This window comes from Corynebacterium sp. MSK041, assembly GCF_030232265.1.
Taxonomy (GTDB): Bacteria; Actinomycetota; Actinomycetes; order Mycobacteriales; family Mycobacteriaceae; genus Corynebacterium.
The window spans coordinates 390,214-415,788 of the sequence record NZ_JASPJK010000001.1 but is presented as its reverse complement, the minus strand read 5'-3'; the positions used below and the strand labels follow the sequence as shown (position 1 = coordinate 415,788).

The 25,575-nt window shown below is 59.4% G+C and carries 24 protein-coding genes; 11 read left to right on the top strand and 13 right to left on the bottom strand.

Annotated features, from left to right (window positions below):
• Positions 1 to 25 precede the first annotated feature (25 nt).
• Complete coding sequence (gene hrpA, locus QP968_RS02070; RefSeq protein WP_284854772.1) at positions 26 to 3,952, top strand: ATP-dependent RNA helicase HrpA; 3,927 nt, start codon at positions 26 to 28, stop codon at positions 3,950 to 3,952.
• On the opposite strand, the gene nrdR is transcribed toward hrpA, so the two are convergent.
• Positions 3,949 to 4,413, bottom strand: coding sequence for a transcriptional regulator NrdR (gene nrdR, locus QP968_RS02065; protein ID WP_034661433.1), 465 nt, complete (start codon positions 4,411 to 4,413; stop codon positions 3,949 to 3,951). The genes hrpA and nrdR overlap by 4 nt on opposite strands.
• A 60-nt stretch (positions 4,414 to 4,473) precedes the next feature.
• The gene (locus QP968_RS02060) at positions 4,474 to 4,845 is read right to left on the bottom strand and encodes a hypothetical protein (RefSeq protein WP_284854771.1); all 372 of its coding nucleotides are present in this window, start codon (positions 4,843 to 4,845) and stop codon (positions 4,474 to 4,476) included.
• Positions 4,846 to 5,089: 244 nt separating this feature from the next.
• Here QP968_RS02060 and lexA point away from each other — a divergent pair, with 244 nt between their 5' ends.
• From lexA to QP968_RS02035, 5 genes are all read left to right on the top strand, one after another.
• Positions 5,090 to 5,764: a transcriptional repressor LexA gene (gene lexA, locus QP968_RS02055; RefSeq protein WP_284854770.1), complete on the top strand. Its 675-nt coding sequence runs from the start codon at positions 5,090 to 5,092 to the stop codon at positions 5,762 to 5,764.
• Positions 5,765 to 5,875: 111 nt separating this feature from the next.
• Positions 5,876 to 6,655 (top strand): DeoR/GlpR family DNA-binding transcription regulator, encoded by a 780-nt coding sequence (locus tag QP968_RS02050; protein WP_284854769.1) that lies wholly within the window; start codon positions 5,876 to 5,878, stop codon positions 6,653 to 6,655.
• A gap of 140 nt (positions 6,656 to 6,795) precedes the next feature.
• Positions 6,796 to 7,773, top strand: coding sequence for a 1-phosphofructokinase family hexose kinase (locus QP968_RS02045; RefSeq protein ID WP_284854768.1), 978 nt, complete (start codon positions 6,796 to 6,798; stop codon positions 7,771 to 7,773).
• 6 nt (positions 7,774 to 7,779) lie between these two features.
• Positions 7,780 to 9,759 carry a PTS fructose transporter subunit IIABC gene (locus QP968_RS02040; protein ID WP_284854767.1) on the top strand — a complete coding sequence of 660 codons (1,980 nt, stop codon included), beginning with the start codon at positions 7,780 to 7,782 and terminating at the stop codon, positions 9,757 to 9,759.
• 62 nt (positions 9,760 to 9,821) lie between these two features.
• Positions 9,822 to 10,091 carry an HPr family phosphocarrier protein gene (locus tag QP968_RS02035; protein ID WP_284854766.1) on the top strand — a complete coding sequence of 90 codons (270 nt, stop codon included), beginning with the start codon at positions 9,822 to 9,824 and terminating at the stop codon, positions 10,089 to 10,091.
• A 38-nt stretch (positions 10,092 to 10,129) separates the two neighbouring features.
• On the opposite strand, the gene QP968_RS02030 is transcribed toward QP968_RS02035, so the two are convergent.
• Together QP968_RS02030 and hflX are read right to left on the bottom strand one after the other, a co-directional pair.
• Positions 10,130 to 11,443 carry a uracil-xanthine permease family protein gene (locus QP968_RS02030; protein WP_284854836.1) on the bottom strand — a complete coding sequence of 438 codons (1,314 nt, stop codon included), beginning with the start codon at positions 11,441 to 11,443 and terminating at the stop codon, positions 10,130 to 10,132.
• 15 nt (positions 11,444 to 11,458) lie between these two features.
• A complete protein-coding gene (gene hflX / locus QP968_RS02025; protein ID WP_284854765.1) occupies positions 11,459 to 13,048 on the bottom strand; it encodes a GTPase HflX in 1,590 nt (529 codons plus the stop codon).
• Positions 13,049 to 13,137: 89 nt separating this feature from the next.
• Between hflX and QP968_RS02020 the strand changes: the two genes are divergently transcribed.
• Positions 13,138 to 13,911 (top strand): hypothetical protein, encoded by a 774-nt coding sequence (locus QP968_RS02020; RefSeq protein WP_284854764.1) that lies wholly within the window; start codon positions 13,138 to 13,140, stop codon positions 13,909 to 13,911.
• 18 nt (positions 13,912 to 13,929) lie between these two features.
• The gene (locus QP968_RS02015) at positions 13,930 to 14,439 is read left to right on the top strand and encodes a hypothetical protein (protein WP_284854763.1); all 510 of its coding nucleotides are present in this window, start codon (positions 13,930 to 13,932) and stop codon (positions 14,437 to 14,439) included.
• On the opposite strand, the gene dapF is transcribed toward QP968_RS02015, so the two are convergent.
• Genes dapF through QP968_RS02000 form a run of 3 tightly spaced genes read right to left on the bottom strand, consistent with a single transcriptional unit; the run spans position 14,389 to position 16,776 of the window.
• Positions 14,389 to 15,270: a diaminopimelate epimerase gene (dapF, locus tag QP968_RS02010; RefSeq protein WP_284854762.1), complete on the bottom strand. Its 882-nt coding sequence runs from the start codon at positions 15,268 to 15,270 to the stop codon at positions 14,389 to 14,391. The two genes, QP968_RS02015 and dapF, sit on opposite strands and share 51 nt — an antisense overlap.
• Positions 15,267 to 16,187 (bottom strand): tRNA (adenosine(37)-N6)-dimethylallyltransferase MiaA, encoded by a 921-nt coding sequence (gene miaA, locus QP968_RS02005; protein WP_284854761.1) that lies wholly within the window; start codon positions 16,185 to 16,187, stop codon positions 15,267 to 15,269. Before miaA ends, dapF begins: the two co-directional genes overlap by 4 nt.
• Positions 16,180 to 16,776, bottom strand: coding sequence for a hypothetical protein (locus tag QP968_RS02000; RefSeq protein ID WP_284854760.1), 597 nt, complete (start codon positions 16,774 to 16,776; stop codon positions 16,180 to 16,182). Before QP968_RS02000 ends, miaA begins: the two co-directional genes overlap by 8 nt.
• Positions 16,777 to 16,899: 123 nt before the next feature.
• On the opposite strand from QP968_RS02000, the gene QP968_RS01995 reads away from it, so the two are divergent.
• Both QP968_RS01995 and QP968_RS01990 read left to right on the top strand, forming a co-directional pair.
• Positions 16,900 to 18,267, top strand: a complete 1,368-nt coding sequence (locus QP968_RS01995; protein ID WP_284854759.1) for a DUF349 domain-containing protein — start codon at positions 16,900 to 16,902, stop codon at positions 18,265 to 18,267.
• A gap of 2 nt (positions 18,268 to 18,269) precedes the next feature.
• Positions 18,270 to 19,322 (top strand): GNAT family N-acetyltransferase, encoded by a 1,053-nt coding sequence (locus tag QP968_RS01990; RefSeq protein WP_284854758.1) that lies wholly within the window; start codon positions 18,270 to 18,272, stop codon positions 19,320 to 19,322.
• On the opposite strand, the gene QP968_RS01985 is transcribed toward QP968_RS01990, so the two are convergent.
• The 6 genes from QP968_RS01985 to QP968_RS01960 form a co-directional block, all read right to left on the bottom strand.
• Positions 19,314 to 20,489, bottom strand: a complete 1,176-nt coding sequence (locus QP968_RS01985; protein WP_284854757.1) for a Fic family protein — start codon at positions 20,487 to 20,489, stop codon at positions 19,314 to 19,316. The two genes, QP968_RS01990 and QP968_RS01985, sit on opposite strands and share 9 nt — an antisense overlap.
• Before the next feature lie 66 nt (positions 20,490 to 20,555).
• The gene (locus QP968_RS01980; protein ID WP_284854756.1) at positions 20,556 to 21,185 is read right to left on the bottom strand and encodes an Rv2732c family membrane protein; all 630 of its coding nucleotides are present in this window, start codon (positions 21,183 to 21,185) and stop codon (positions 20,556 to 20,558) included.
• Positions 21,186 to 21,195: 10 nt separating this feature from the next.
• Positions 21,196 to 22,737: a tRNA (N6-isopentenyl adenosine(37)-C2)-methylthiotransferase MiaB gene (miaB, locus tag QP968_RS01975; RefSeq protein WP_502870902.1), complete on the bottom strand. Its 1,542-nt coding sequence runs from the start codon at positions 22,735 to 22,737 to the stop codon at positions 21,196 to 21,198.
• Between the two features lie 42 nt (positions 22,738 to 22,779).
• Positions 22,780 to 23,391, bottom strand: coding sequence for a regulatory protein RecX (locus tag QP968_RS01970; protein ID WP_284854754.1), 612 nt, complete (start codon positions 23,389 to 23,391; stop codon positions 22,780 to 22,782).
• 3 nt (positions 23,392 to 23,394) lie between these two features.
• Positions 23,395 to 24,504: a recombinase RecA gene (gene recA / locus QP968_RS01965; protein ID WP_284854753.1), complete on the bottom strand. Its 1,110-nt coding sequence runs from the start codon at positions 24,502 to 24,504 to the stop codon at positions 23,395 to 23,397.
• 192 nt (positions 24,505 to 24,696) lie between these two features.
• The gene (locus QP968_RS01960) at positions 24,697 to 24,912 is read right to left on the bottom strand and encodes a DUF3046 domain-containing protein (protein ID WP_284854752.1); all 216 of its coding nucleotides are present in this window, start codon (positions 24,910 to 24,912) and stop codon (positions 24,697 to 24,699) included.
• Positions 24,913 to 24,986: 74 nt separating this feature from the next.
• Here QP968_RS01960 and QP968_RS01955 point away from each other — a divergent pair, with 74 nt between their 5' ends.
• Positions 24,987 to 25,574 (top strand): biotin transporter BioY, encoded by a 588-nt coding sequence (locus QP968_RS01955; protein ID WP_284854751.1) that lies wholly within the window; start codon positions 24,987 to 24,989, stop codon positions 25,572 to 25,574.
• Position 25,575 lies beyond the last annotated feature (1 nt).

Genomic DNA, 25,575 nt, shown 5'->3' with positions numbered 1-25,575 from the left:
CTGCCGGTAGACTTCCGCGGTGAATATGACGAACTCACAACCCCCACAAGCCCTCACCCGCGGCGACCTCTATTCCCGGCTTGATGAGCTCCCTATCGCCGCTGTTCGCCGCTTTCATCGTCGGCTGAAGAGGGCACGGTCGGCGGAGGCTTTGGCGTCGATAAGCAAAGACATGGACGCTGCAGCGCTCAAAGTCTCCGCGATCAATGAACATGTCCCCGAGATCACCTATCCGGATAACCTCCCGGTTTCCCTGCAGCGCGAAAAGATCATGGACCTTGTCCGCGATAACCAGGTGGTCATCATCGCGGGCGAGACCGGCTCCGGTAAAACCACCCAGATCCCCAAAATGCTGCTTGAACTGGGACGGGGACGCCGTGGACTGATTGGGCACACTCAACCGCGCCGTATCGCTGCACGCACGGTGGCCGAACGTATTGCAGACGAGCTTGGCCAGAACATCGGTGAATCCGTGGGTTACGCCATTCGCTTTGATGATCGCGTATCCGCCACCACCGCCGTCAAACTCATGACAGACGGCATTCTCCTCGCTGAAATGCAGCGCGACCGATACTTGAATGCCTACGACACGATCATCATCGATGAGGCCCACGAGCGTTCCCTCAACATTGATTTTCTGCTGGGCTACCTGAAGAAATTATTGCCCCACAGGCCTGACCTGAAGGTGATCATCACATCCGCGACAATCGACCCAGAGCGCTTCGCCGCACACTTCGCGGACAAGGACGGTACACCTGCTCCCATCATTGAGGTCTCCGGCCGCACCTATCCGGTAGAGATCCGCTATCGCCCACTGGAAACTGAGGTGACCAACAAAAAGGGCGAAACAAGAGTCGTGGACATCGACATGCTCGACGGGCTCATTGCTGCTCTTAAGGAGCTCATGGCAGAGGGCGACGGGGACATCCTGTGCTTCTTCGCGTCCGAGCGCGATATCCGCGACGCCATGGAAGTCATTGAGAAACAGCATTGGCGCAACGTCGAAGTCACTCCCCTATTCGGCCGCCTGTCCAACGCGGAACAACACCGTGTTTTCAGCCCGCACTCTGGTCGCCGCATCGTCCTGGCCACCAACATCGCAGAAACCTCCCTGACAGTTCCGGGGATCCACTACGTGGTAGACACCGGGTTAGCGCGTATTTCCCGCTACTCCACCCGCACGAAGGTCCAGCGTCTGCCCATTGAGGAGGTCTCACAGGCTAGCGCCAACCAACGTTCCGGACGCTCGGGCCGCATCGCCGATGGCATTGCCATCCGCCTTTACTCCGAAGAGAACTTCAACTCACGCCCTGAGTTCACTGACCCGGAGATTCTGCGCACTAACTTGGCCAGCGTCATCTTGCAGATGATCAACCTCCGCCTCGGTGATATTTCTGAGTTCCCCTTTGTCCAACCCCCAGAGCAGAAAGCCATTCGTGATGGCCTCATGTTGCTGCACGAACTCGGCGCCATCACGGACAAGGAGGACCATGACCTACCGGCGCTCACCTCCATCGGGCGTGAGATTGCGCGGATCCCGGTAGACCCACGCATGGCCCGCATGCTGGTTGAAGCCAACCGTCTGGGTGTGCTCGCCGACGTCACCGTCATTGTGGCCGCCATGACCATCCAGGACGTCCGCGAGCGTCCTCTCGAATTCCAGGCCCAAGCGGATCAAGCGCATGCCCGCTTCAAGGACAAAACTTCAGACTTCCTCGCCTCTTTGAATTTGTGGGATTACATCAAAGATGCCCGCGATGAGTTGTCCGGCAATGCCTTCCGCAAACGCATGAAGAAGGAATACCTCCACTACATGCGTATTCGCGAATGGTTCGATCTTGTTGGCCAGCTGCGGGAGGCTCAGAAGCAGCTCGGCTGGAACAAACTACGCCACGCTGAGGCCGGCGAGCGGGATCCGATGGCTGTCCACCAGTCGCTCCTCACCGGCTTGCTGTCCAACATTGGTGCGCGCGACGGTCATTCCAAGGAATTCAAGGGCGCCCGCGGCACCCGTTTCATGGTGTTCCCTGGTTCCGTGTTGGCCAAGAAGCCACCGGAGTTCATCATGGCTGCGGAACTAGTGGAAACCTCACGCCTGTGGGCACGTGATGTCGCTGCGATCGACCCAGCTTGGGTGGAAAAGGTAGCCGCGAACCTGCTCAAGCACTCCTATTCAGAGCCCTTCTGGTCCACCAAGCGTGCAGCACCCATGGTGCACCAGAAGTCAATGCTCTACGGCGTCACCGTGGTTGCGGACCGGCGTGTGCCCTACCACCACGTGGACATGGACGCCGCTCGCACCATGTTCATCCGCCATGCCCTCATCGAGGGTGAATGGAACGCACACCACGCTTTTCTTAAGCACAACGCTCAACTGTTGGAAGAGGCTAGCGCCATCGAGGAAAAGGTGCGCCGTCGTGGCCTCGTTGTCGACGAAGACGCACTGTTCGATTTTTATGATGCCCGCATTCCCGACAACATTGGCACCGGGCGTCATTTCGACGCCTGGTGGAAGAAGAAGCGCTACCAATCACCAGATTTCCTCGATTTCGATCCGTCAAAGCTTATCGACGATGCTGCGGCCGATTCCTCCGAAGCCGCCTTCCCCGACAAATGGCGCCAGGGCAGCATTAACTATGAGCTCCAGTACAAGTTTGAGCCTGGTGATCCATTCGACGGAGTCACCGTACTTGTTCCTGTCCCCCTGTTGGCCGGACTGGAAGACACGGATTTTGATTGGCTCGTTCCTGGCCTGCGCGCAGAACTTGTGACTGAGCTCATCCGCTCCCTGCCCAAGGCGTTGCGTAAGACGGTGGTCCCAGCGCCCGAATTCGCTGCACGCGCAATGGAGAAGCTCATCCCGTTTGAGGCGCCATTGACGGAGCAGCTCGCGGAAATCCTGCGCTCGTTCGGCGGCCACGGCATCAACGCAACCGACTTCCACCCCGAAGCGTTGCCAGCGCATTTGAAGATGACTTTTGCTTCTGTCGATCGACGTGGCACGATCACCGACCACGACAAGAGCCTGGCGGAACTCAAGAAACGTCGCTCGGGCCAAATCACTTCGTCGGTGGCAAAGGCGACAAAGAAAGCGGAAACGGATGCCGCCAAAGAGTGGACAGCCGACACCCTCGGCGCGGTGCCCGAAACTGTGACCACGGACATTGAAGGCAATAACGTTGATGCTTTCCCTGCCTTGGAAGCAACCAAGGACGGCGTGCGCGTCAAGGTATTCCCCACTAAAGCTGCTGCCGATGCCTCGATGGTCACGGCCACACTGGCCATGCTCATGCGCCAGATCTCCGTATCCCCAACGCAGATGACCAAAGGCCTTCCACTACGCCAACGCGTTGCCGTGGATAAATATCCCCACGGTGGTGCCACTGGGCTCGTCGAAGATGCACGCATCGCCGCCATCCGTGATCTGATGTTTACCCACGGCGGACCGGTGCGCACACCTGAGGAATTCGATGCCTTACTTAACAAGGTGAAACCCGAGGTTCCTGGTGCCGTGCGGCGTGCTGTCGTCGGCATCGCAGGCGGTGTCGCCGAATACATCAACATCGCAGCTGAACTGAACAACTGGAGTGGCCCAGCCATTGATGACATTAAGGCTCAAATGGCCTTCCTGTTACCAAAAAACGCCATCACCATCCACGGCATGGAACATCTGCAGCACCTGCCGCGCTATTTGTCCGCAGTACAGATGCGCCTGGATGAGATGAACCACGATCCTGACAAGGATGCGGACCGCCAAGCCGTGATCGATGACGTCAAGGCGTATCTTGATGCCAAGCTCGCTCGCCTACCCAAGGGGGCAGAAAGATCAAAGCCAGTCAAAGAGATTCTCTGGCGCATCGAGGAACTACGCGTCAGTCTTTTCGCGCAGCGTCTGGGCACATCCAAACCGGTGAGCCCACGGAGGATTGAAAAGATGGTAGATAAGCTCTAAAGCTCATCAATGCCGCGATCGCGGCGACGCATCAGCCGGATCTCCGATTCGAAATCATCGGCACTTTCGAAAGACTTGTATACCGACGCGAAGCGCAGGTAAGCCACCTCATCGAGCGCCCGCAGGGGCTCCAGGATGGCAAGACCAATGTCATTGGAAAGAACTTGTGAGCTGCCTTGTGCACGCACAATCTCTTCCACCTCTTGGGCAAGACGTTTCAGGGCATCATCTGAAACATCACGGCCCTGGCACGCGCGACGCACACCAACAATCAGCTTGTCTCTATCAAAGGGCTCACTGACACCATTTCGTTTGACCACAGTGAGGATGGCTTTTTCAACCGTGGTGAACCGGCCCCCACACGCGGTGCACTCACGTCGACGACGAATAGCAGAACCCGCGTCTACGAGACGTGAGTCCGAGACACGGGAATGATCGTTATGGCAGAAAGGGCAATGCACAGGAGAGGATTCTACTCTCTCCGTGCACGTCATATCTAGCTGCTACGCAGCTGCACCGGCCTAGCGGGCACTTATGCTGGCAACCACATCATTCGTTGCCGTAGCAGCCGGATCGATCTCCCCACCGGAGAAAGCACCACCGAGTGCAGAGCCAATGAAAAGGCTAAGGCCCAACAGAATGCCCATGGCAATAGTGCCACGCTTTTCACGGCGATCTTCAATGTTTTCGAAAGCCCCCGCAGTGTGAGCAGCAGCCCGGTAGCGGGTTAGACTTTCCTTTCGATCAGACTCTCCCAACGTTCGAACATTGGCAACATGTGGGCGCCGAGTCCGGGTGGAGTTGATGTCCCATACATCCGCCGGCTGGACGGTGCGGCGAAGATCGTTGCGTACAATATCAGCGCTGTGAGGTCGCGCAATAGAGATTGTCATGATGGTTCCTTTCTGTTCTGCCTACGATTCTACGAACCGGTGAGACATGTTCGATTAACTGCTTCGCTTGAATGTTCGATAGCTTCTATGTTCGATTTATAGCAACTAGAGAAAACTTTGTCCAGACGTAGCGGAAAAATATCGAACAAATTTGCTTACTCGTGGTAGAAACGAGAAGTGAGGGAACTCATTAGAAACAAACAAGACTCTTGCAAAGGCACCCATCAAGGAAGGACAACAAGACATGGCCAAGAAAGAAGACAAGAAGCCAGACGTTAAAACTTTGACTGACCGCCAGCGCCGCATCCTGGAAGTTATCCAGGACGCTGTGGTGTTGCGTGGCTATCCGCCAAGCATCCGAGAAATCGGCGACGCTGCAGGACTTCAGTCCACATCGTCTGTGGCCTACCAGCTCAAAGAGCTTGAGAAGAAAGGCTTTTTACGGCGTGACCCGAACAAGCCTCGCGCAGTGGACCTGCGCCACCTCCCCCACACCGGGCGGAAACCAAACAAGAAGGATACAAACGTTCCGGAAGAGGCAGCCGCACCGCGATACATCCCCGTGGTTGGCCAGATCGCCGCTGGCAATCCGATCCTGGCGGAAGAGAATGTCACAGAGTACTTCCCTCTCCCATCAGAACTCGTCGGCGACGGCGACCTGTACCTGCTTCAAGTCGTAGGCGAGTCCATGCGTGACGCCGGCATCTTGGATGGAGATTGGGTTGCAGTGCGCACTCAGCCAGTCGCGGAGGAAGGCCAATTCGTCGCTGCACTCATCGACGGTGAGGCAACGGTGAAGGAGTTCCACAAGGACTCCACCGGCGTGTGGCTGCTTCCCCACAATGATGCTTTTTCACCCATCAAGGGCGACGAAGCAGAAATCATGGGCTTGGTCGTCTCTGTTTTCCGCAAGCTCTAACCCACCCTCACGGGGGTGAAACGGGCTCAGGCAGAACTAACCGGGCCCCGTTTTCACTTCACGCGTACATAATGAGGATTTGTTAGCATCCCCCGCATTCAAGGAAGTCCCATGTACGCCGAGGAGCGTCGCCGCCAGATCGCATCAATGACCGCAGTTGAAGGCCGCGTGAACGTCACGGAATTGTCTGAGCGTTTTGATGTCACTGCTGAAACTATCCGCCGGGACCTCGCGGCCCTTGACCGCGACGGTGTGGTGCAGCGTGTCCACGGTGGTGCCGTGTCGAACCAGTCCTACCTCACTGCCGAGTTCCCCCTTCAAACCCGCTATCGTACGGCAGCCACAGCTAAATCCGCCATCGCTCGGGCCGCATTAGATTTTCTGCCCGCGCCTGGCGGTTCTGTTTTCCTTGACTCTGGCACGACGATTAACACACTTGCCGGGTTGATCAAGGACCGGCCTGAAGCACCTTCTTTGTCATTCGTTACCAACTCACTGCCGATCGCTCTCGACCTGTCGAGCCTGGGCACCCTTGATGTCCAACTGCTTGGCGGGACTGTTCGTACGATTACACAGGCTGTCGTCGGTGATACTGCTTTGCGCACTTTGGCTCTTTTGCGCGCGGACGTAGCTTTCATTGGTACTAATGCGTTAACGGTAGACCACGGCCTTTCCACCGCGGACGCACAAGAAGCGGCGGTGAAATCCGCGATGGTCACTAACACCCGTAAGGTCGTGGTGTTGTGCGACTCCTCAAAGCTGGGCACGGATTACCTTGTGAGCTTCGCGCCCCTTGATTCCATCGATGTGGTGATCACCGACTCTGATGCACCGGCGTCCTACGTGGATGAGCTAACAGAACGTGGCATCAACGTCATCCAAGCAGGTTAAGGCGGACCAGAAACAACTAGCCCGTCCGTCGCATGGGTTTAACCCCGGTTCTAGCACGCCGTAGATACGGCATCGGGCATACTCGGGCAGAGGAGTTTTCTCGCTCCACCCCACCTACGACTTTGAGGGGCCAGCCGCCCGTGATTTTTACTTTCACGCCGAATCCAAGCGTTGATGTCACCTTCACCGTGGACAACTTCACCGCCGGTGAAGTCATCCGCGTGCGCGCCCGTTCCCGTGAACCCGGTGGCAAAGGAATCAATGTTGCCCACACGGTTCTAAAAGCTGGAGAATCCACGCTGGCATTGGCTCCAGCACATGAAACTGATCCTTTTGTTGCCCTTGCCCATAAGGCAGCGATCCCTCTTCACACCATTGCGGTGGAGGGACATGTGCGCGCAAACTCGACGATTACTGACGCTGCTGGGGTAACCACCAAGCTCAATGAACAAGGCGCACGCTTAACACCGGCAACCATCGCTGCTCTCGAAGAAGCGGTAGCAACCCATGCACCTAAGGCAAACGCGGTCGTCCTCGCTGGTTCTTTACCGCCAGGCGCTCCTCGCGATTGGTACTCCACGTTGGTAGCTATCGTGCGCAGAGCTAATCCGGATGCGCTCATCGCGGTGGATACCTCGGATGAACCATTGATTGCATTGGGTGAAGGTCTGGAGGACTCCACGCCGGACATTATTAAGCCAAACGGTTACGAGTTGGGGCAGCTCGCAGGTGTTGATGGGCAAACACTCGAAGACGCAGCGGCGCGAGGGGATCTAGCCGCCGTCGTGGAGGTCGCCCAGTCCGTCGTGTCCCGTGGCGTGCCCGAACTCCTCGTCACCTTTGGTGGTGCGGGTGCATGCTTGGTCACCTCTCGTGGCGCGTGGGTTGCCACTCCCCCGCCAGCACACGTTCGTTCCACGGTGGGCGCGGGTGATAGCGCGTTGGCTGGCTACGTTCTTGCACGGATGCGCGGGCAAGATTATCCGGAAGCACTCCGCCATTCCGTGGCTTATGGCACCGCTGCTGCCTCTAACCCAGGCACTGCCATCCCCACCCCGGATGACTTGGATCTGGCACGAACTGTTGTGTCAGTCTTCCCCAGCCACGATGGGAAGTAATCCACGATGAGCAGCTCTACTATCTCGACTGAACTGGTGGCGCTGGATGCGGATTTCGGCAGCACACCGGCGGACGTTATTGGTCACCTAACCGAGATCGTTGCCACTGCCGGCCGCACCGATAAACCGGACGTTTTGGCCAATGCCGCCATCACCCGCGAAACACGAGCGGGCACCGGTGTAAACGGCCGAGTAGCTATTCCCCATTGCCGCACTGCTGCTGTCACGGAACCTACACTCGTCTTTGCCCGTCTTTCGCACCCCGTGGACTTCGCTGGGCCTGACGGTGACGCGGACCTCGTCTTTCTCATTGTCGCCCCAGAAGGCGGTAACAAAGCTCACCTGCAGATTCTGTCCAAGCTAGCTCGGGCACTTGTTCGTGGGGAGTTCACTGAAACACTCCGTCATGCGCAAACCCGCGAGGACGTTGTAAACGTTGTCGATGAGGTACTCAGCGCAGAGGTGAAGAAGGCAGGGATGCGCGGAGCTGCTGCTAAACCTAGAAAGCGCATCGTTGCTGTGACCTCGTGCGCGACAGGCATTGCGCACACGTACATGGCGGCGGATGCACTCGAACACGCTGCACGTGGCCGCGATGATGTGGAGCTGCGCGTTGAAGCACAAGGGTCTTCGGGCAGGAGACCTGTCACCCCAGAGTACATTGCCAATGCGGACGCCGTGATTTTTGCCCACGATGTTGCCATCCACGAGCCCGAACGCTTCGCCGAAAAACCACTAGTCAATGTCTCAGTCAAGCGCGGTATCAATGACCCGAACGCCTTGATCGATGAGGCAATCGCGGCGGCAAGTAACCCACATGCACCTCGAGTGTCAGCTACCAACACTCACACTGCACCAGCCGGAACGGGTTGGCTCAAACTCATCCAGCAAGCCATCCTGACTGGTGTTTCCTACATGGTGCCCTTCGTTGCGGCCGGAGGTCTCTTACTCGCACTCGGCTTCCTCATCGGTGGCTACGATGTAGCCCACGGCTGGCACGTCATTCCGGTCACTTACTCACCCACAAACTTGCCGGGCCATGAAGTGCTTATCGACGGCAACCTCACCGCCTTCACCCACTCCGGCTGGGCCCTCTACCTCGGCGCGATTTTCTTCGCCATTGGACAAATGGGCATGCAATTCGTCGTGGCTGCTTTATCCGGCTACATCGCTTACGGGCTCGCGGGCCGCCCCGGTATCGCACCCGGTTTTATCGGCGGGGCGATCTCCATCATGCTGGGTGCTGGCTTCATCGGCGGGTTGGTCACTGGTGTCTTAGCTGGTGCTCTTGCTCACTGGATCGGCTCATGGACAGTACCTCGCTGGCTCGCATCACTCATGCCGGTGGCAGTCATTCCGCTGCTGGCTTCCCTTGGTGTTGGCTTGGTGATGTTCCTGCTCCTCGGCCGCCCTTTGGGCGACATCATGGCAGCTTTGCAAGGCTGGCTGAATTCCATGACGGGATCATCCGCGATTTTGCTGGGCATCATCATCGGTCTCATGATGTGCTTCGACCTCGGTGGTCCAGTAAACAAGGCAGCGTATCTCTTTGGCACCGCTGGCCTCTCCGCGGGCACAGATGCCGCCTTTGAAATCATGGCCGCGGTGATGATCTCCGGGATGGTGCCACCGATCGCTCTATCTGTTGCGACGTTCCTGCGTGCCCAGCTCTTCACTTCAGCAGAACAACAAACAGGCAAATCTGCATGGCTTCTAGGGCTGTCCTTTGTGTCGGAAGGTGCGATTCCTTTTGCCGCTGCAGATCCGTTGCGCGTGATTCCGTCGATGATGCTCGGCGGTGCTGCCGCAGGAGCCACTTCCATGGCGCTCGGTGTTGGTGCGCGTGCACCACACGGCGGCATTTTTGTCATCTTCGCTTATGAGCCGTGGTGGGGCATGTTCATCGCGCTTGCCGTGGGCGTTGCTGTGGGTGCCGTCGCGGTGCTCGCCACAAAAGGGCTGTGGCACAGAAAACCAGCTGCCTGAACCCAAAGTTTCTCTACGATGGGGAAACTGAACCCCTACCTCATCTTCGAAAGGACAACCACATGGCATCCAAAACCGTGACTGTTGGTTCCACAGTTGGCCTGCATGCTCGCCCCGCAACCTTGATTGCCGAAGCAGCTGGCGGGTATGAGGAGGAGATCATTCTCACTTTGGTGGGTGGGGATGAAGGGGATGAAACCGATGCGGCATCCGCCCTCATGATCATGGCCATGGGAGCCGAACACGGCGATGATGTCACGGTCACATCCGATAATGCGGCAGCCATGGAACAGATCGCCGTGCTGATCGCCTCAAATCTTGACGAGGACTAGGCGCACCACAGTTTCCTACCTAAGCGACCTGCAGGGGCCTAGGTGCGCGGAACCTCAAGCTCCTGTGGTTCTTCCTCCGGCAGCAGGTGGCCTTCACCGAAGGTGCGGTAGGCCCACTGCATGACTGGGTAGAGCACGATGATGCCAATGGAGCCCAGCGCAATGCCTTCGAGGGTGACGTTGCCCACCTCGAAGGTGAGGTTGCCAATACCCACGATGAGCGCCACTGCAGCTGTGGTGAGGTTGATCGGGTTGGAGAAGTCAACCTTGTTGTCCTGCCAGATACGCACGCCAAGCATGCCGATGAGTCCATACAGCACCAGGCAGGCGCCGCCCAGGACACCGGCGGGAATGGTGAAGATGAGCGCACCGAATTTCGGGATGAACGCGAGCAGGATGGCAAAGCCAGCAGCAACCCAGTAGGCGGCGGTGGAGTACACGCGGGTAGCGGCCATCACACCGATGTTCTCCGCATAGGTGGTGGTACCAGAACCACCGAATCCACCAGCCAGGGTGGTGGCCAGGCCGTCACCGATCAAGGCGGGGCCGGCAAGGTCGTCGAGATCACGCTGGGTCATCTCCGCAACCGCCTTCACGTGGCCCACGTTCTCAGCGATGAGTACAACCAGCACCGGCAGGGTGACCAAAATGGCGGACAGGTGGAATTCCGGGGTGTGGAACTGCGGTAGGCCAATCCAAGGTGCAGCAGCGATGGTCGCACCGGCGTCCTCTGCGAGATTGCCGGTTACAGCAGCAAAAACCCAGCCGGTAACAACACCAAAGAGGATGGACAAACGCGCAGCCATGCCACGGAAGCAGGCGGTTGCTATCAGAATGGCAAACAACGTAACCAAACCAACTACCGGTTGGGTCTGGGTATTCGCCACCGCGGTGGGCGCCAGGTTGAGGCCGATTAAGGCCACGATTGCACCGGTGACTACCGGTGGCATGACAGCATCGATGACGCGCTTGCCTGCCCAGGAGACAATCACACCCACAGCCACCAGCGCGAGACCAGTAACAAAGATGCCACCGAGCTGCGCACCGATGCCGTGCTGCTGCGAAGCAGTCAACGGCGCGATGAACGCAAAGGAGGAACCGAGGTAGCTAGGCAGACGATTCCGCGTGAGAAGCAAGAAGATGATGGTGCCCAGACCCGAAAACAGCAGGGTCGTGTTCACCGGGAAACCTGTCAACGTGGGGACCAGCAAGGTGGCACCAAACATGGCCACCACATGCTGCATGCCAATACCAACAGTGCGCGACCAACTCAGTCGCTCATCGGGGGCCACAACGCCACCCGGCTTAATGTGTTTACCGTCGCCGTGGAGGGACCACGACACACTTTTCAGAAATGAGCTCACTCGCTAGAAACTAGCACCGGTGCTGTCCACAGCGAATTCGGCGTACTGCTGGGCGAGGATGCGGGGCAAGCGGACGTCGATAAGCGTGCCCTGCTCTTCATATTCTTCGGAGAGCACCGTGCCCTCCTCATGCACCCGCGACACGATGTCACCGCGTGTGTACGGGACGAGCAGCTTCACGTGCGCGTCAAGAGTGTTGAGGAACATCTCAATGCGGCCCTCAAGCTCACTGATCCCTTCACCGGTGTGCGCAGACACAAACACGACCTGGTGCTTCGAATCCGCAAAAGCATGGCGTAGCTCAGCCAAAATCACCGGATCCGCCTGATCAATCTTGTTCACCACAATGATTTCTGGCGGGATGTCCTCCCCTGTTTCCCGGGTGATCTCCGCGAGCACCTCATTGACAGCCTTGATCTGTTTCAACGGGAAGGGGTCAGAACCGTCGACCACGTGCAGCATCAGGTCCGCACCGGCAACTTCCTCAAGCGTGGACTTGAACGCCTCAACCAACTGCGTAGGCAGGTGACGCACGAAGCCCACCGTGTCAGTGAGCACCACTGTGCGACCATCCGCAAGTTCCGAACGACGGGTGGACGGATCCAGGGTGGCAAACAAGGCGTCTTCCACCAGCACACCCGCATTCGTCATTGCGTTGATCAAGGAGGACTTACCGGCGTTGGTGTAACCGGCAATAGCAATCTTGGGAATCGTCGACCGCTGCCGTTGCGCACGTTTCACGTCGCGGGCCGTTTTCATTCCCGCGAGCTCCCGGCGCAGCTTCGCCATCTCCGTGCGCAGGCGACGACGATCCGCCTCAATCCGGGTCTCACCCGGACCACGCAGACCCACACCACCATTGGAGCCCGCACGGCCACCAGCCTGGCGTGACAGGTTGCCACCCCAACCACGGGTGCGGGTGTATAGGTACTCCATCTGGGCGAGGCTGACCTGCGCCTTACCTTCCTTCGACTTCGCGTGCTGCGCGAAAATATCCAGGATGAGCATGGTCCGGTCAATCACCTTGACCTTGAGCGCTTCCTCCAGCGCCACCATCTGACCTGGGGAAAGTTCACCATCACACACAACGGTGTCCGCGCCGGTCGCATGCACGATATCGCGCAGCTCGCTCACCTTGCCCGAGCCGATGTATGTGCCCGGATCCGGTTTGTCGCGCTTCTGGTAAAGCATCTCCACAACCTCCGCACCTGCTGTTTCAGCGAGTGCGGCCAATTCATTCATGTTCGCTTCAACCTCAGCTGTGGTCCCCTCCGTCCACATGCCTACCAGGATGACCTGCTCCAGCCGGAGCTTGCGGTACTCAACCTCGTAGATGTCCTCGTGGTCCTCCGAGCGGATCTCCGTGTCCCGGATAACGCGACGGAAAGAGTTACGTTCAGCCAAATCGAGCGAGCCGACGGTGGGGGTGCCGAAAGCTTCGTCGATAAGAGCATCCGCCTCCGCATTACGCGTAGAGGGCGTGGTGTCGCGAAACGCCTCCGCCAACAAATCATCATGGCTCGTCTGCTGCCCCTCAGCAGATGAGGAAGCGGAAGAGGAAGAGGAGTTCGAAGAAGAAAAAGGTTGTGTCATTGAGTCCTTATTGTTTCATGGTGGTCACAGGCAACCAAACGTGTCACCGGATTGTTCCCCAACCCCACCGCGACGCTAAAGTCGGGCGTATGAGCGACACGATCACGAAAGATCTTTCCAGCATTGGCATGAACTTCACGCGTTGGCAGGACGCGGTGGAGGCCGCGATTGCGTCAAACCAGCTTGAAGTGACGGGTGAGGTCCGGGGCGGACAGTTGATTCAGTTCGCCGATCCTTCGGGCGCACAGCTGAACATCCTGGCTGTGGAACCTTTTGCCACTTTCGCTGGCTTTGCCTCCACTACACGCTCGTATGCGCACGTGAGCATGGTCAATGATGTTGTCGGGTTCTGCGAGATCGTCGATCCAATGGGCAATGTGATCACGTCAGTCACCGCGAACATCGCGCAGGGCCCCCTGCTTGTCGACGAATCCACGCTCCAATGGCAAGAAATGGGCTTCACCGCCCTCGGCGTTGATGTGCAGCACTACGCAAGCGTGGACGATTACCTTTCCGCTACCGGTGAGACACTCGGCACGATCGTGTCCGAGGGTGCCGAGATCGTCTCCGGTGGCAAGCCCGCCACTCCGGATGCTGCAGCGCGTTTCTCTGCCCGCGTGCTGGAAGCGGAGCACCGCACCAATGCGTTGACGGGTGAGCATTTCATCCACCTGTCTGTCGATGGTGCCTTCCCCTTCGACGTTGTCGTGCCCGCTGATGCCTTTGGTGGCGAGCTGCCGGAGCGTAACTCCGTTGTCGCTGGCACTGCGGTCCTTGCCGCATCGGTGATGATGGCAGCTGGCTGCGGCGGCGGTGGCGGCTGCGGTGGCGGTGGCGGCAGCTGTGGCTGTGGTGGCCACTAGAACCACTAGGAGCACCCCATGCCTAGGAGCAACCGCAACCGAGAGGCAGCTATTTGGCTGACTCTCGCGATGGTGGTTGCCATTTTGCTGGTGGCCCGTCTGGGGTTCCTGGGCCTGGTCCTGGGTATTGGGCTCGCCGCGATCGCATTCGTCGGATTCCGTAATTCCACCGTCGACCCGGAGATTGAAGCCCTCAAAGCTTCCCTGCGTGTTGCGCGCGATGACATCGCGGAGATCATCGACTGGTACGACGATTTCACCTCAGGCACTGACCTCGAAGCCCTCACGCAACGAACCCTCACTTACCGCGCACTCGCGGTGCCCAACAGCGACATCCCGGAGGTAGAGGATTTTCAGCTGCGTCTGGACTCATCCCGTCGCTTCCTCGCCCGCGTGGATACGCACTTGCTGCAAAGCGACCTCTCCCGCCACGAACTAGAAAAGCTCATTACCATCGCCGATCAGCGCGCTAGTGAGTTAGCGTGTTCCTGGTCTGATGCCCGGCGCGCCGCCCGCAACGCCGATTAATTCAGCCTCCCCGCGGGCGACGATGACGGACGGACCCGTCATTGTGGCGTTGTCATCGGTGAGCGCAACAGTGACTGCCCCGCCCGGCACGTTCACTGTGACAGTCCCGTTTTCAATTCCCGCGTCTGCCAGTGCTGCGCGGGCAGCAGCCACGGTGCCCGTACCACAGGAGCGTGTCTCCCCTACACCGCGTTCCCACACCCGCATGGACACCTCACCGTCGTGCATTTCCGTGAGGATCTCCACGTTGACGCCGTCAGGGAAAAATTCGGTGTCATACATCGGCTGTGTGAAGTCCATACCAGCGAGCTGTTTCGATGTCATTCCCGGAATGACACATGCCAGATGCGGGTTCCCCACGTCCACGCCCAGGCCAGCGAAGGAGAACTCCCCCATGCCTGCCGTGGAAACACCGGTGACCGCAACGCGCCCCATGTCCACTTCGATGACAGCATGCGTCGGACTGATCTCGTGGACGGCGACGTGCTTGATCCCGGCGCGAGTATCCACGTCAAAGTGTGCGCGCTCCTCCAAGCCGAGTGCAGCTAGCACGTGGGCAAAGACGCGGATGCCGTTGCCGCACATTTCGGCAATGGAGCCGTCCGCGTTGCGGTAGTCCATGAACCAGCCATTCTCCGCACGAACAACACGCAGGAAACCATCCGCACCGATTCCGGTGCGCCGATCGCACAATGCCGCAACAAGGTCGGCTGTGAGCACGCCATGCTTTTCAAGTTCGTCATCCACATCAATGACAACGACGAAGTCGTTCTCGGTCCCGTGCGCTTTGATGAAGGCAAGGGTGGCGGCATGCTCGGTGTTATTACTCACCTGAGCGATTCTAGTGCTGCTTGAAGCAGCGCTTCCGGCTCTCCATCCGCCAGAGTGGCATCGAGCCAGCTGATGCGCTTGTCCCGGTTGAACCAGGAGCGTTGGCGGCGCACGTAGCGGCGGGTGCCCATGATGGTCGATTCAATCGCTTCATCAAGGGTGCACTCCCCCGCCATGTAGGCGAGCACCTGGGCATAACCAATGGCACGCCCCGCAGTGGAATCCGCAACAAGGCCATCCGCAACCAGGCTTTGAACCTCCTCAACAAAGCCACGCTCGAACATCTGGTGTGTGCGTAGTTCAATGCGTGGGTTGAGCCACTCCGCTGTCGTGCGCAGACCCAGGATCTGCGTTCCCCACCGCGGTGGGGCGTCCTTCGGCGGTTGGGATGCCTGGAAGGGTTTGCCGGTCAGTTCAATGACTTCGAGCGCACGCACAGTACGGCGCGGATCATTGTCCTCAATGATGCTCGCGGCCTGTGGATCAATCTCGGCCAGTTCCGCATGGAGGGCCTGCACACCGATCTCCTCTAGTCGTTGTTCGTACTTAGCGCGAACAAAGGGGTCGGTGGGTGGGAACTGCCAGGCGTCGATAAGCGATTGCACGTACATCATGGATCCGCCGACGAGGATGGGAACCTTGCCGCGCGCGGCGATGTCCTCGACTGTCTCAATCGCGCGCGCCTGATACTCAGCGACGGACGCTGTGCGCGTGACATCCCAGATATCCAGCAAATGATGTGGCACGCCCTCGCGTTCGGCGGGTGTGAGCTTCGCGGTGCCGATATCCATGCCGCGGTAGAGCTGCATCGAGTCGATATTGACCACTTCACCATCAAGCTCGTGTGCCAGAGCAATGCTTAAGAGCGACTTCCCCGACGCCGTCGGCCCCACCACTGCAATGGGTGTCTTATCCATGATCAACCTCCCATGTGGCAACAAACCTGCCCACCCCCAACGAGGAATCCGTGGCAATGAGCTGCTTGTTCCTCGCGGGCTGGGCAGCAAGCTGTTCCCACAGCGCAGGTTCGATCACGCCGTACTCCGCGAGGTCCTGCGGCAACGTTGCTGTGCCATCCAAGAACCGTGCCATCTGCTCATGCGTGGCTTCTGCCCCTTCGATGAGCGCGAGTGGCGCGCGCGGGGTGAGACCCGCTGAACCGTCGAGGACGACAACGGTGAGCACGTCTGGGTCAAGTGACTGCAGAGTCCCACGCGAATCCGTCACGCGCGCCGATGCGGGCCCAAGGCAATACCGTGCAACGAGCTCCGCGGCGTAATTACCGCCGCCCACGTTCACCTGCGGAGCACCCCACGCCGCGAACGACCCAGTGTGACGCGTGTACCACCGCTCATCGCGCGAGCCCACGATGTGAATGGGGCGGGTGTCGTGGGCGATCAACGTGCGGATCGCGGCTGTGAGCTCCCGGCCAGCACCATCACGGGGTGCAAGCTCCACAACAAGCGCCGGAGACCCCGGAATGATGAGCACATTGAACTGATTCACGCCTAGTAGCCTATCCATCCGTGGGCAACGTCTGACACCGCAGCACCGGTGACGGTAAAGTTGCAAACCATTACGGCAGCCGTGTCGCGCGGCACACAAATGAAAGCGAAAGGATGCCTCACCATGACGCAGCCACCCATTGAAGGCAAGACCCCGACTCCCAACCCCGGCGCCATGCCCTCCCGGACCCCCAAGCCGGGCCCACGCCCTGGCGCTGGTGTCGCCGCCACCCCAGCACCAGCCCCCGTCGCACCGACTACACCGTCGGTGGATGCTTCCGAGGCTGCGAAGTTTGGTCGCGTTGATGCTGAAGGCACCGTGTACGTCACCCGCGGTGGCGTCGAGCGCGCTGTCGGCTCCTGGCAGGCCGGCACCCCGGAGGAAGGCCTTGAGCACTACGCCCAGCGCTTCGTGGACTTGTCCACTGAGGTTGCTCTCTTGGACAATCGCCTGGCAACCCGCCCGGAAGACGCTTCGTCTGTGCGCACACAGGCCCAGCAACTCATTGATTCCCTGGACGAACAGGCTGTTGTCGGTGACCTGGACTCCCTGGAAACCCAGCTCAAGGCAGTGCTAGAGCACGCTGATGTGGCTGGTGAAAAGGCCAAGGAAGCAAAGGAAACCCGCCGCGCCGAAGCAATCTCCCGCAAGGAAGCCCTAGCTGCTGAAGCTGAAGATTTGGCGGCGAACTCCACCGAGTGGAAGGCCGCCGGTGACCGCATCCGCGCCATCCTTGACGAGTGGAAGACCATCCGTGGCATTGACCGTAAGACCGATGACGCGTTGTGGAAGCGCTACTCCAAGGCACGCGATTCCTTCAACCGCCGTCGCGGTGCCCACTTCGCTGAGCTAGACCGTGGCCGTGCCGCCGCGAAGGCCACCAAGGAAGACATCATCGAACGCGCCGAGAAGATCAAGGACTCCACCGACTGGGGTGACACCGCCCGCGCGTTCCGCGACCTCATGACGGAGTGGAAGGCCGCCGGCCGCGCCCCGCGCGATGTGGATGACAAACTGTGGAAGCGCTTCCGCGCCGCCCAAGACCACTTCTTCGCTGCACGCAACGCCGTCAACGACGAACGCGACCGTGAGTTCGAGGCCAACGCAAAGGCCAAGGATGAACTCATCGCAGAGTACGGCCCGCTGATCGACCCAGAGAAGGGGCTCGGCACAGCCAAGGCCAAGCTGCGTGAACTGCAGGACAAGTGGGATGAAATCGGCTACGTCCCGCGCAACAAGGTCCGCGAGTACGAAGACAAGATTGGCGAGATCGAACAGCGCGTTGCCGCCGCCGAAGAGAAGCAGTGGCGCAAGTCCAACCCGGTCCAGCAGGATAAGGCCAACCAGTTCCAGGTCAAGGCCGATGACTTCCGCGCCAAGGCTGAAGCCGCCGAAGCCAAGGGCGATGCCAAGGCTGCTGCTGAGCTGCGCGCCCAGGCGGAGCAGTGGCAGGAATTCGCTGACGTTGCCGCCAAGGCCATCGATAGCTAGCCTTGCACGCCCTTCTGCTCAATCCACGTAGCGTCGACGCCGATGAGGTTGTCGGCGCCTACGCTTTTTCCGCCACACTGGCCATCCAGGACATCACCGGCGATGCCCACTCCGGCGTCACCGCCACCCACCTGGCTAAACGGCTTGAAGGGTCTGCCGAATCCCAGGCGCTCCTCTTCGCACTCACCGATGTTGCGGCACCCCGCCCACTCGGTGCACACGGCTATCCGGAGCTCCATGCATCTGACCTCGCGGACATCTCTGCCTGGGTCTTCGTCTCATTGCCATTGCTCGAAGACACCAGCATCATCGAAGCCACCGTCACGCTCGACGCCGCCATCGCACCACTGCCCGGCGAACCCGTGCCGCCTGAGCCGTGGGGAGAAGCTTTATTGCTTATCGACGCCCTCTCCACCACCACCCACCGCCCCATCCACCATCTTTGGGACACCCACGCCCCGGGTGCCAGCTCTCCTGCGGCGGCGCTCCTCGCCGACGCAGGCTACACCCAGGCATACCGGGAAACCCAGGCGACCTTTGTGCTTGATGGCCTTGGCTTGCCTGAGTCCCCCACCTGCACCATCGTCCACAACATGGACTTCTCGCCCGAAGATCTCTCCGGATTCCGAACGCTCATTAGCGCTGCTTCCCGGGACTACCCACGTGGCGAGCTCACACTCGACATAGTCGACTGGACCGAACAGCGCGTCCGCGATGCCAGCGCCCGCCTCCGCGACCGCGGCGGCAACCAACTCACCGCACTTCTGCGGTCTGGCGACCGTTTCATTGGGCTGGCCGAGGCCGTCCACTACGACGTCGACGATGACACCCTCATGGAACTCGGCCTCGTCTACGTCCTCCCCGATGCACGCGGTCAAGGCTCCGCCAAACAACTTCTCTCCAGCGTTCTCGCCGCTGCGCGTACCGAATGGCCCAAGGTGGAAACCTGCTACGTATCCGCCCCCGCTGGCAGCGAACCTGTCACGTGCCTGCTCCGCGCCGCCAACGCCAAGATCATTTCCAGCTCTACTGCCTGGCAGAAGCGCTCAGGTTGATGCAATACTGCGCCGCATACCATCTCCAAACTCATCCAGAAGATCAAGCACATCCTGAGCGCGCCACGCGCGCACTTTATTCGACATCTGCGCACCAATGAGAATCCCATTTTCCTCAAGACGGACGAGCGTCGCACGCGCCGCCGCCGGGGTGATACCTAGTTCCTCCGTCAAAGCGGCCACGGTGATAACGGGTTGGCAAATGAGGACATCCAGTGCCCTCCAGTCAGTCGCGTCTTTACGCGCGGTGACTAATCCTTCCCACTCTTCGCGCACGCCATCGAGCTCAGCAACAAACCATTCACCCCGCCTCATCGCCTCATAAGCAGCGTGCGCGAACAAGCTGATGATCGATGTGACATCGCCGTCGCGATAGGCATCCAACGCTGCAAAGTACCTATCCACATCTGCCAAAAGCGACGCTGAGATAGGCAACGAGGTCTGCCTGGTCAGCCCGCGCTGACGCAACAGAACGTGAATCAGCGCACGGCCTGTTCTCCCGTTGCCATCGGCAAACGGGTGGATGCTCTCAAAATGCGCATGCGCCACCGCTGCATGGGCCAAGGCGGGAAGATCGTCACGTGCGAAGAATTCCAGAAAGTCTTCCAACGCTTCTGAAAGGTGACACTGATGTGGCGCAACAAAGTAGGCATCCAACGGGTACTGGTCCGCGCCCCCAATCCACACGGGTTCATTCCGCAACACACCAGCAATAGTGGGCGCGCTGTCAGCGAGCAGAATTCGATGAAGCTCTAGAAGATCAGCGAGCTGTTCAACGTCGTGATCTTTCGCTGCCTCCATCTGATGGACATTGCTCGCAATCAGCCCGGCATTGCCACGTCTACTGCCCGTCAACTCGGCTTCCAACACACTGCGCGCTGAGGACGAGAGATTCTCAATCTTGCTCGACGCCACCGACTCAGTCCGCAGCAGCAGTGGCGTAAACGGAATGAGACGGTGTGCCACCGTGGCGTCAAAACGCGCGACAGCAATCGTCGCCCGCTCAACTTCCGCCTGAAGATCAGCCGAAAGATCCAAAACCTCCCGTGCTATCGCGGGAACAAGCACACTCTCGTACGTGGTCGGCGCCTTCGTTCGGGCGCGACGCGACATCTCACCGCGGGGCACCCACGGCAAAGTTTCAGTACGGAACCTAGGCCAAGACATGATTAGAGGATAGGATAAGTGCTTATCCTATCTCCAGTAGGACGTCGCAGAGAGGATCCTTCAGGATCACTCACTCTTGGAATTTTGGTGGCGCTCGCGGGCCTGGGCGCGGCGATCGTCGACGAGGTGTGCGGGGACATCCTGCGCGGAGTCGGCGTGTGAGTGGGCTTGGGTGGCAGCGGACTGGACGTCCGCAACCGGGTTAGCTTCGGGGTTGGCGCGACGGGTCTCCTCGTAGCGGGTCTGCTCCTCATCGCGGCGTAGCCATGCTGATGTGAGAATCGGCACGGCCACAACCAGGCACACGATGGCAAGGTACATGCCGGCACCGGTGGAGCCACCGGCTGTACCGGTCTGGCGCATCCATGTTCCCAACAGAGCTGTGGCAAGGCCGATGCAGGCCGTCAACCACGCCACCATCGCCGGGGATGTGTCCCGAAGCGCGAGGGCAAGCACGCTGAACACAACCAGTGATGCGAAGGACACCAGCGTGAATACGCGCTCTGCCAATGCAATGTGGGTATCAGCCGGCTCTGTAAACGAGAGCACCTGCCATCCCGGAGTACCGGCGGCGTATGGCAGGAAGAGAGTCATCACATAGACGGCAATCACCGCCACGAGGACCCACTTACGCCACCCGAGGTCGAGGCGGGTGGCGAGGGGTTTTTCGGGGGTTGGGGTGACGTCGTTAAGCAATCTGCTCTCCTTATCCGCATGAACCGCACGCGGACGCGGCGGGTGATGGGCTTGGTGCCCCAATCTTAGGCAAACCGAGGCCAACGCCGACAGGTGCTGTGGTGGGCACCTGGCCCGCCTCAGCATTATCGCCAGCGAGCGTGCGGCGATGCGAGTGAATGCCTGAATCCGCAATGAGATAGTGCGGGCGGGCTTCCGTAACCGTCACATGAACGATGTCACCCGGACGCACGGTGTCATCGATGTTGCCGGACACCGTGAAGTGCACGAGTCGTCCATCACGCGCACGGCCGGACATGCGACCAGTCTCTTTCTTATCGTTGCTCTCCTGGACGAGAAGCTCCTGCTCTGTGCCAATGAGCTTGATGTTCTCTTCCTCACTGATGCGCTCCTGCAGCGCCAGCAGACGCTCGAAGCGCTCCTGCACGACCTCTTTAGGGATCTGGTCAGGCATTTCCGCCGCCGGGGTACTGGGGCGCGGCGAGTACTGAAACGTAAACGCGGAGGTAAACCGGGCCTTTTCCACCACGTCGAGGGTAGCCTGGAAGTCCTCTTCCGTCTCACCTGGGAACCCCACGATGATGTCTGTGGTGATTGAGGCGTACGGCAGTTTCTCCCGCACCTCATCCAAAATGGCCAGGAACTTCTTCGAACGGTATGAACGGCGCATGTCCTTGAGCACCTTGTCCGAACCTGACTGCAACGGCATGTGCAGCTGCGGGCACACGTTCGGGGTGTCCACCATCGCATCAATGACATCGGAGGTGAACTCCGCCGGGTGCGGGGAGGTGAAGCGGACGCGCTCAAGGCCCTCGATCTCACCACAGGCGCGCAGCAGCTTCGAGAAAGCAGAACGGTCGCGGTCCAACTCCGGATCCACAAAGTTCACGCCATATGCGTTGACGTTTTGGCCGAGCAGTGTCACCTCGCTCACGCCTTGGTCCACGAGCGCTTTGACCTCGGCGAGAATGTCGCCCGGCCTACGGTCCTGCTCCTTGCCACGCAAGGATGGCACGATGCAGAACGTGCACGTGTTGTTGCAGCCCACGGACACAGACACCCAACCTGCATAGGACGATTCCCGCTTCGCCGGTAGAACCGACGGGAAGTGCTCCAAGGCCTCAACGATTTCAACCTGGGCTTCCTCACTTACCCGCGCACGGTCAAGCAACGCCGGAAGCGCCGCCATGTTGTGAGTACCAAACACGGCATCTACCCACGGCGCCTTCTTCACCACCACGTCTCGGTCCTTCTGCGCGAGGCAGCCACCAACGGCGATCTGCATGCCTGGGTGATTGCGCCTCACCTCACGCAGCTGCCCAAGCGTGCCGTAGAGTCGCTTGTCCGCGTTCTCACGCACGGCGCACGTGTTGAACACGATGAGGTCAGCTTCCTCATTCTCCTGTGCCGCCGTGTACCCCGCTTCTTCAAGCAGGCCAGACAGGCGTTCGGAATCGTGCACGTTCATTTGGCAGCCGAAGGTGCGTACCTCGTACGTGCGGGGCTGTGTCAGGGAAGGTTGTGTTGCGGTTGTCACGGTGGGACAGTCTATTCCCGCGCGGTGAACTCTCCTAACTGTCACCACGAGTCGTGGCTAATCCTCCACCGACTCCGATTCCAACTCTGCACAACGCTCTGCCAAGGCCTCCCGCGCGATCTGAAGCGACATACCGGAGTTGAATCCCCTCCGTGCGAGCACCCCGACGATACGACGCAACTCTTTGTCCCGCTGCTGCCGATCTTCAGGCACACGTTTGACCTGCCGCGCCTTCTTCACCGCTTGGCCACGCGCCACTTCACGCTCGTCTTCGCGTTCGATGACGCTGAGTGCCTCTGCCCGGTCGGCGTCCCCCACGCCTTTGCGTTGCAGCTCCACGTCCAGCATGGCGGCGGACTTACCGCGCCGCTCAAAACGCTGACGCACCCACTCGCGCGCGAAAGCCAGATCGTCGACCAAGCCGTTGCGCTGGAAGGAATCCAACACCTCATCAACAAGTTCTGGCTCAAACTCAGCTTTCACCAGCCGATCGCGCAGCTCCTGGCGGGACCGCGACCGTGAATCCAGGAGAAGGAGGGCACGTTCGCGGATGCGGGAGAGGGCTTTCTCCCGCGTTTCGTCGATAAGCGGTTCCTGCCCGGAGTATTCCTCGAGCGCCTTTTGTAATGCGCGGATTTTCTCCGGGTCCGGCTGTTGTCTTTCCCTCACGGATTATTCTCCAGCTGGAGCAGCTTCCTCATCGTCGAAGTCGATGTTGGGGACCATGTCCACGGGGTCATCCGTCAGTTCATCCTGGCCAGCGAACTCACCGACACCGAGCTTCTCAAAGATCTTGCGCTCCAGCTCATCGGCCAGGTCCGGGTTCTCCTTGAGGAAAGTGCGGGCTTTCTCCTTGCCCTGCCCCAGCTGGTCGCCCTCATAGGTGAACCAGGAACCGGACTTCTTGATGATCCCGTTGTCCACGCCCATGTCAATGATGGAGGACTCACGCGAAATGCCTTCGCCGTACATGATGTCGAACTCGGCGATCTTGAACGGTGGTGAGACCTTGTTCTTCACCACCTTGAGGCGCGTGCGGTTACCAATGGAATCCTGCCCATCCTTCAGCGTCTGAATTCGGCGGACATCGCAGCGCACGGAAGCGTAGAACTTCAGGGCCTTACCGCCCGTGGTGGTCTCCGGGGACCCGAACATGACGCCGATCTTCTCACGCAGCTGGTTAATAAAGATCGCGGTGGTACCGGAGTTGTACAGCGCACCCGTCATCTTGCGCAGCGCCTGGGACATAAGGCGAGCCTGCAAGCCAACGTGACTGTCACCCATCTCGCCCTCAATCTCGGCCTTCGGCGTCAACGCTGCCACCGAGTCAATGACGATGATGTCAATCGCGCCAGAGCGCACCAGCATGTCCGCAATTTCCAGCGCTTGCTCACCGGTGTCCGGCTGCGAAACCAGCAAATTATCGGTGTCCACGCCGAGTTTCCGGGCGTAATCCGGATCAAGAGCGTGCTCCGCGTCAATGAACGCAGCAATGCCGCCGGCGCGCTGTGCTTCAGCGATGGCGTGTAGCGCCACCGTGGTCTTACCGGAAGACTCCGGTCCGTAGATCTCCACAACGCGGCCACGTGGCCACCCTCCGATACCCAGCGCCACATCAATCGCCGTGTTGCCGGAAGAGATGGATTGAATCGGCGGGCGCTTCTCATCGCCCAAGCGCATGATGGCGCCCTTGCCAAAGTCCTTCTCAATCATCGCCATTGCGGCATCAAGCGCATTCTGGCGATCGTTGGCTGCTGAACCAGCCTTCTTCTTCGTTGCCATGGGTGTCTCTTTGTCCTTTCGTTGTTCACCGTCTCCCCGTGCGGGGCAGTTCAAGTTAAATAAGTGGTGCACTTACTTAGACCGCTCTAACCCCGCATCCGGTTCCCCGTTGCTGCGAATTACATTAATGCGATATCGGACACCACCCCCGAACATACACGCACGGATGTTCGAAAGAAAATTTTCTGGAGTTTATTTTCCAGGACGGTCAATACCGAGGCGTCGCTCTTCCGGCACGTCAAAGGCCTCACACAGGCCATCCCAAACAACCCGGGGATCGACTCCGCTTTCGATCAGTTCCGCAGCCGTCTTCCCCTCCCCCGGAAAGACGTGGGAAGAGACGACCCATTGACCTTTTGCGTCACCAAACTCGTCGGTAACGCGTTGCTGGAACTCCGTCAAGCGCATGGCCACCACCATACAACCCTCACTCAAAGGGACCTATTGAACAGTGTTCAAGTTTGTGCATTAAAGTATCCGGCATGTCTAACACTGTCTCTACATCTTCTTCGCCCTCTAACGCCAACGTGGCGAAAGATCTTGCGCTCATCACCATGTTCACCGCGCTCATTTGCGTACTTGGGTTCGTCTCCATCCCAGTCGGCGCGGCTGGCGTGCCCATCGTGCTGCAGAATGTGGCCACCATCCTCGCAGGCCTCGTGCTCGGTGGTCGCCGTGGTTTCCTAGCCACCGGCCTGTTCCTGCTCATCAGCCTCGTATTCCCAGTCCTCGCCGGCGGCCGCACGCTCATTCAAGCTTTCGCGGGCCCCAGTATCGGCTACTTGCTCGGCTACCTCCTTGGCGCCGCTGCAGCTGGCTACATTGCCTACCGCGCACCACGAGACAATAAGACGGCCATGGCCGCGTTGTTCGCCATTGCTGGCCTCGCCGCTGTCTTCCTGCAATATTTCTTCGGTGCGTTCGGCATGATGTGGCGCGCGGACATGACCCTTGGTACCGCGGTCGCTGCCCAGGGAGCGTTCATCCTTCCCGACCTGGCCAAGCTTACGGTCATGGTTTTGATCGCTCTCGCTGTCCATGCGGCGTTCCCGCAACTGCGTCGTCGATAAG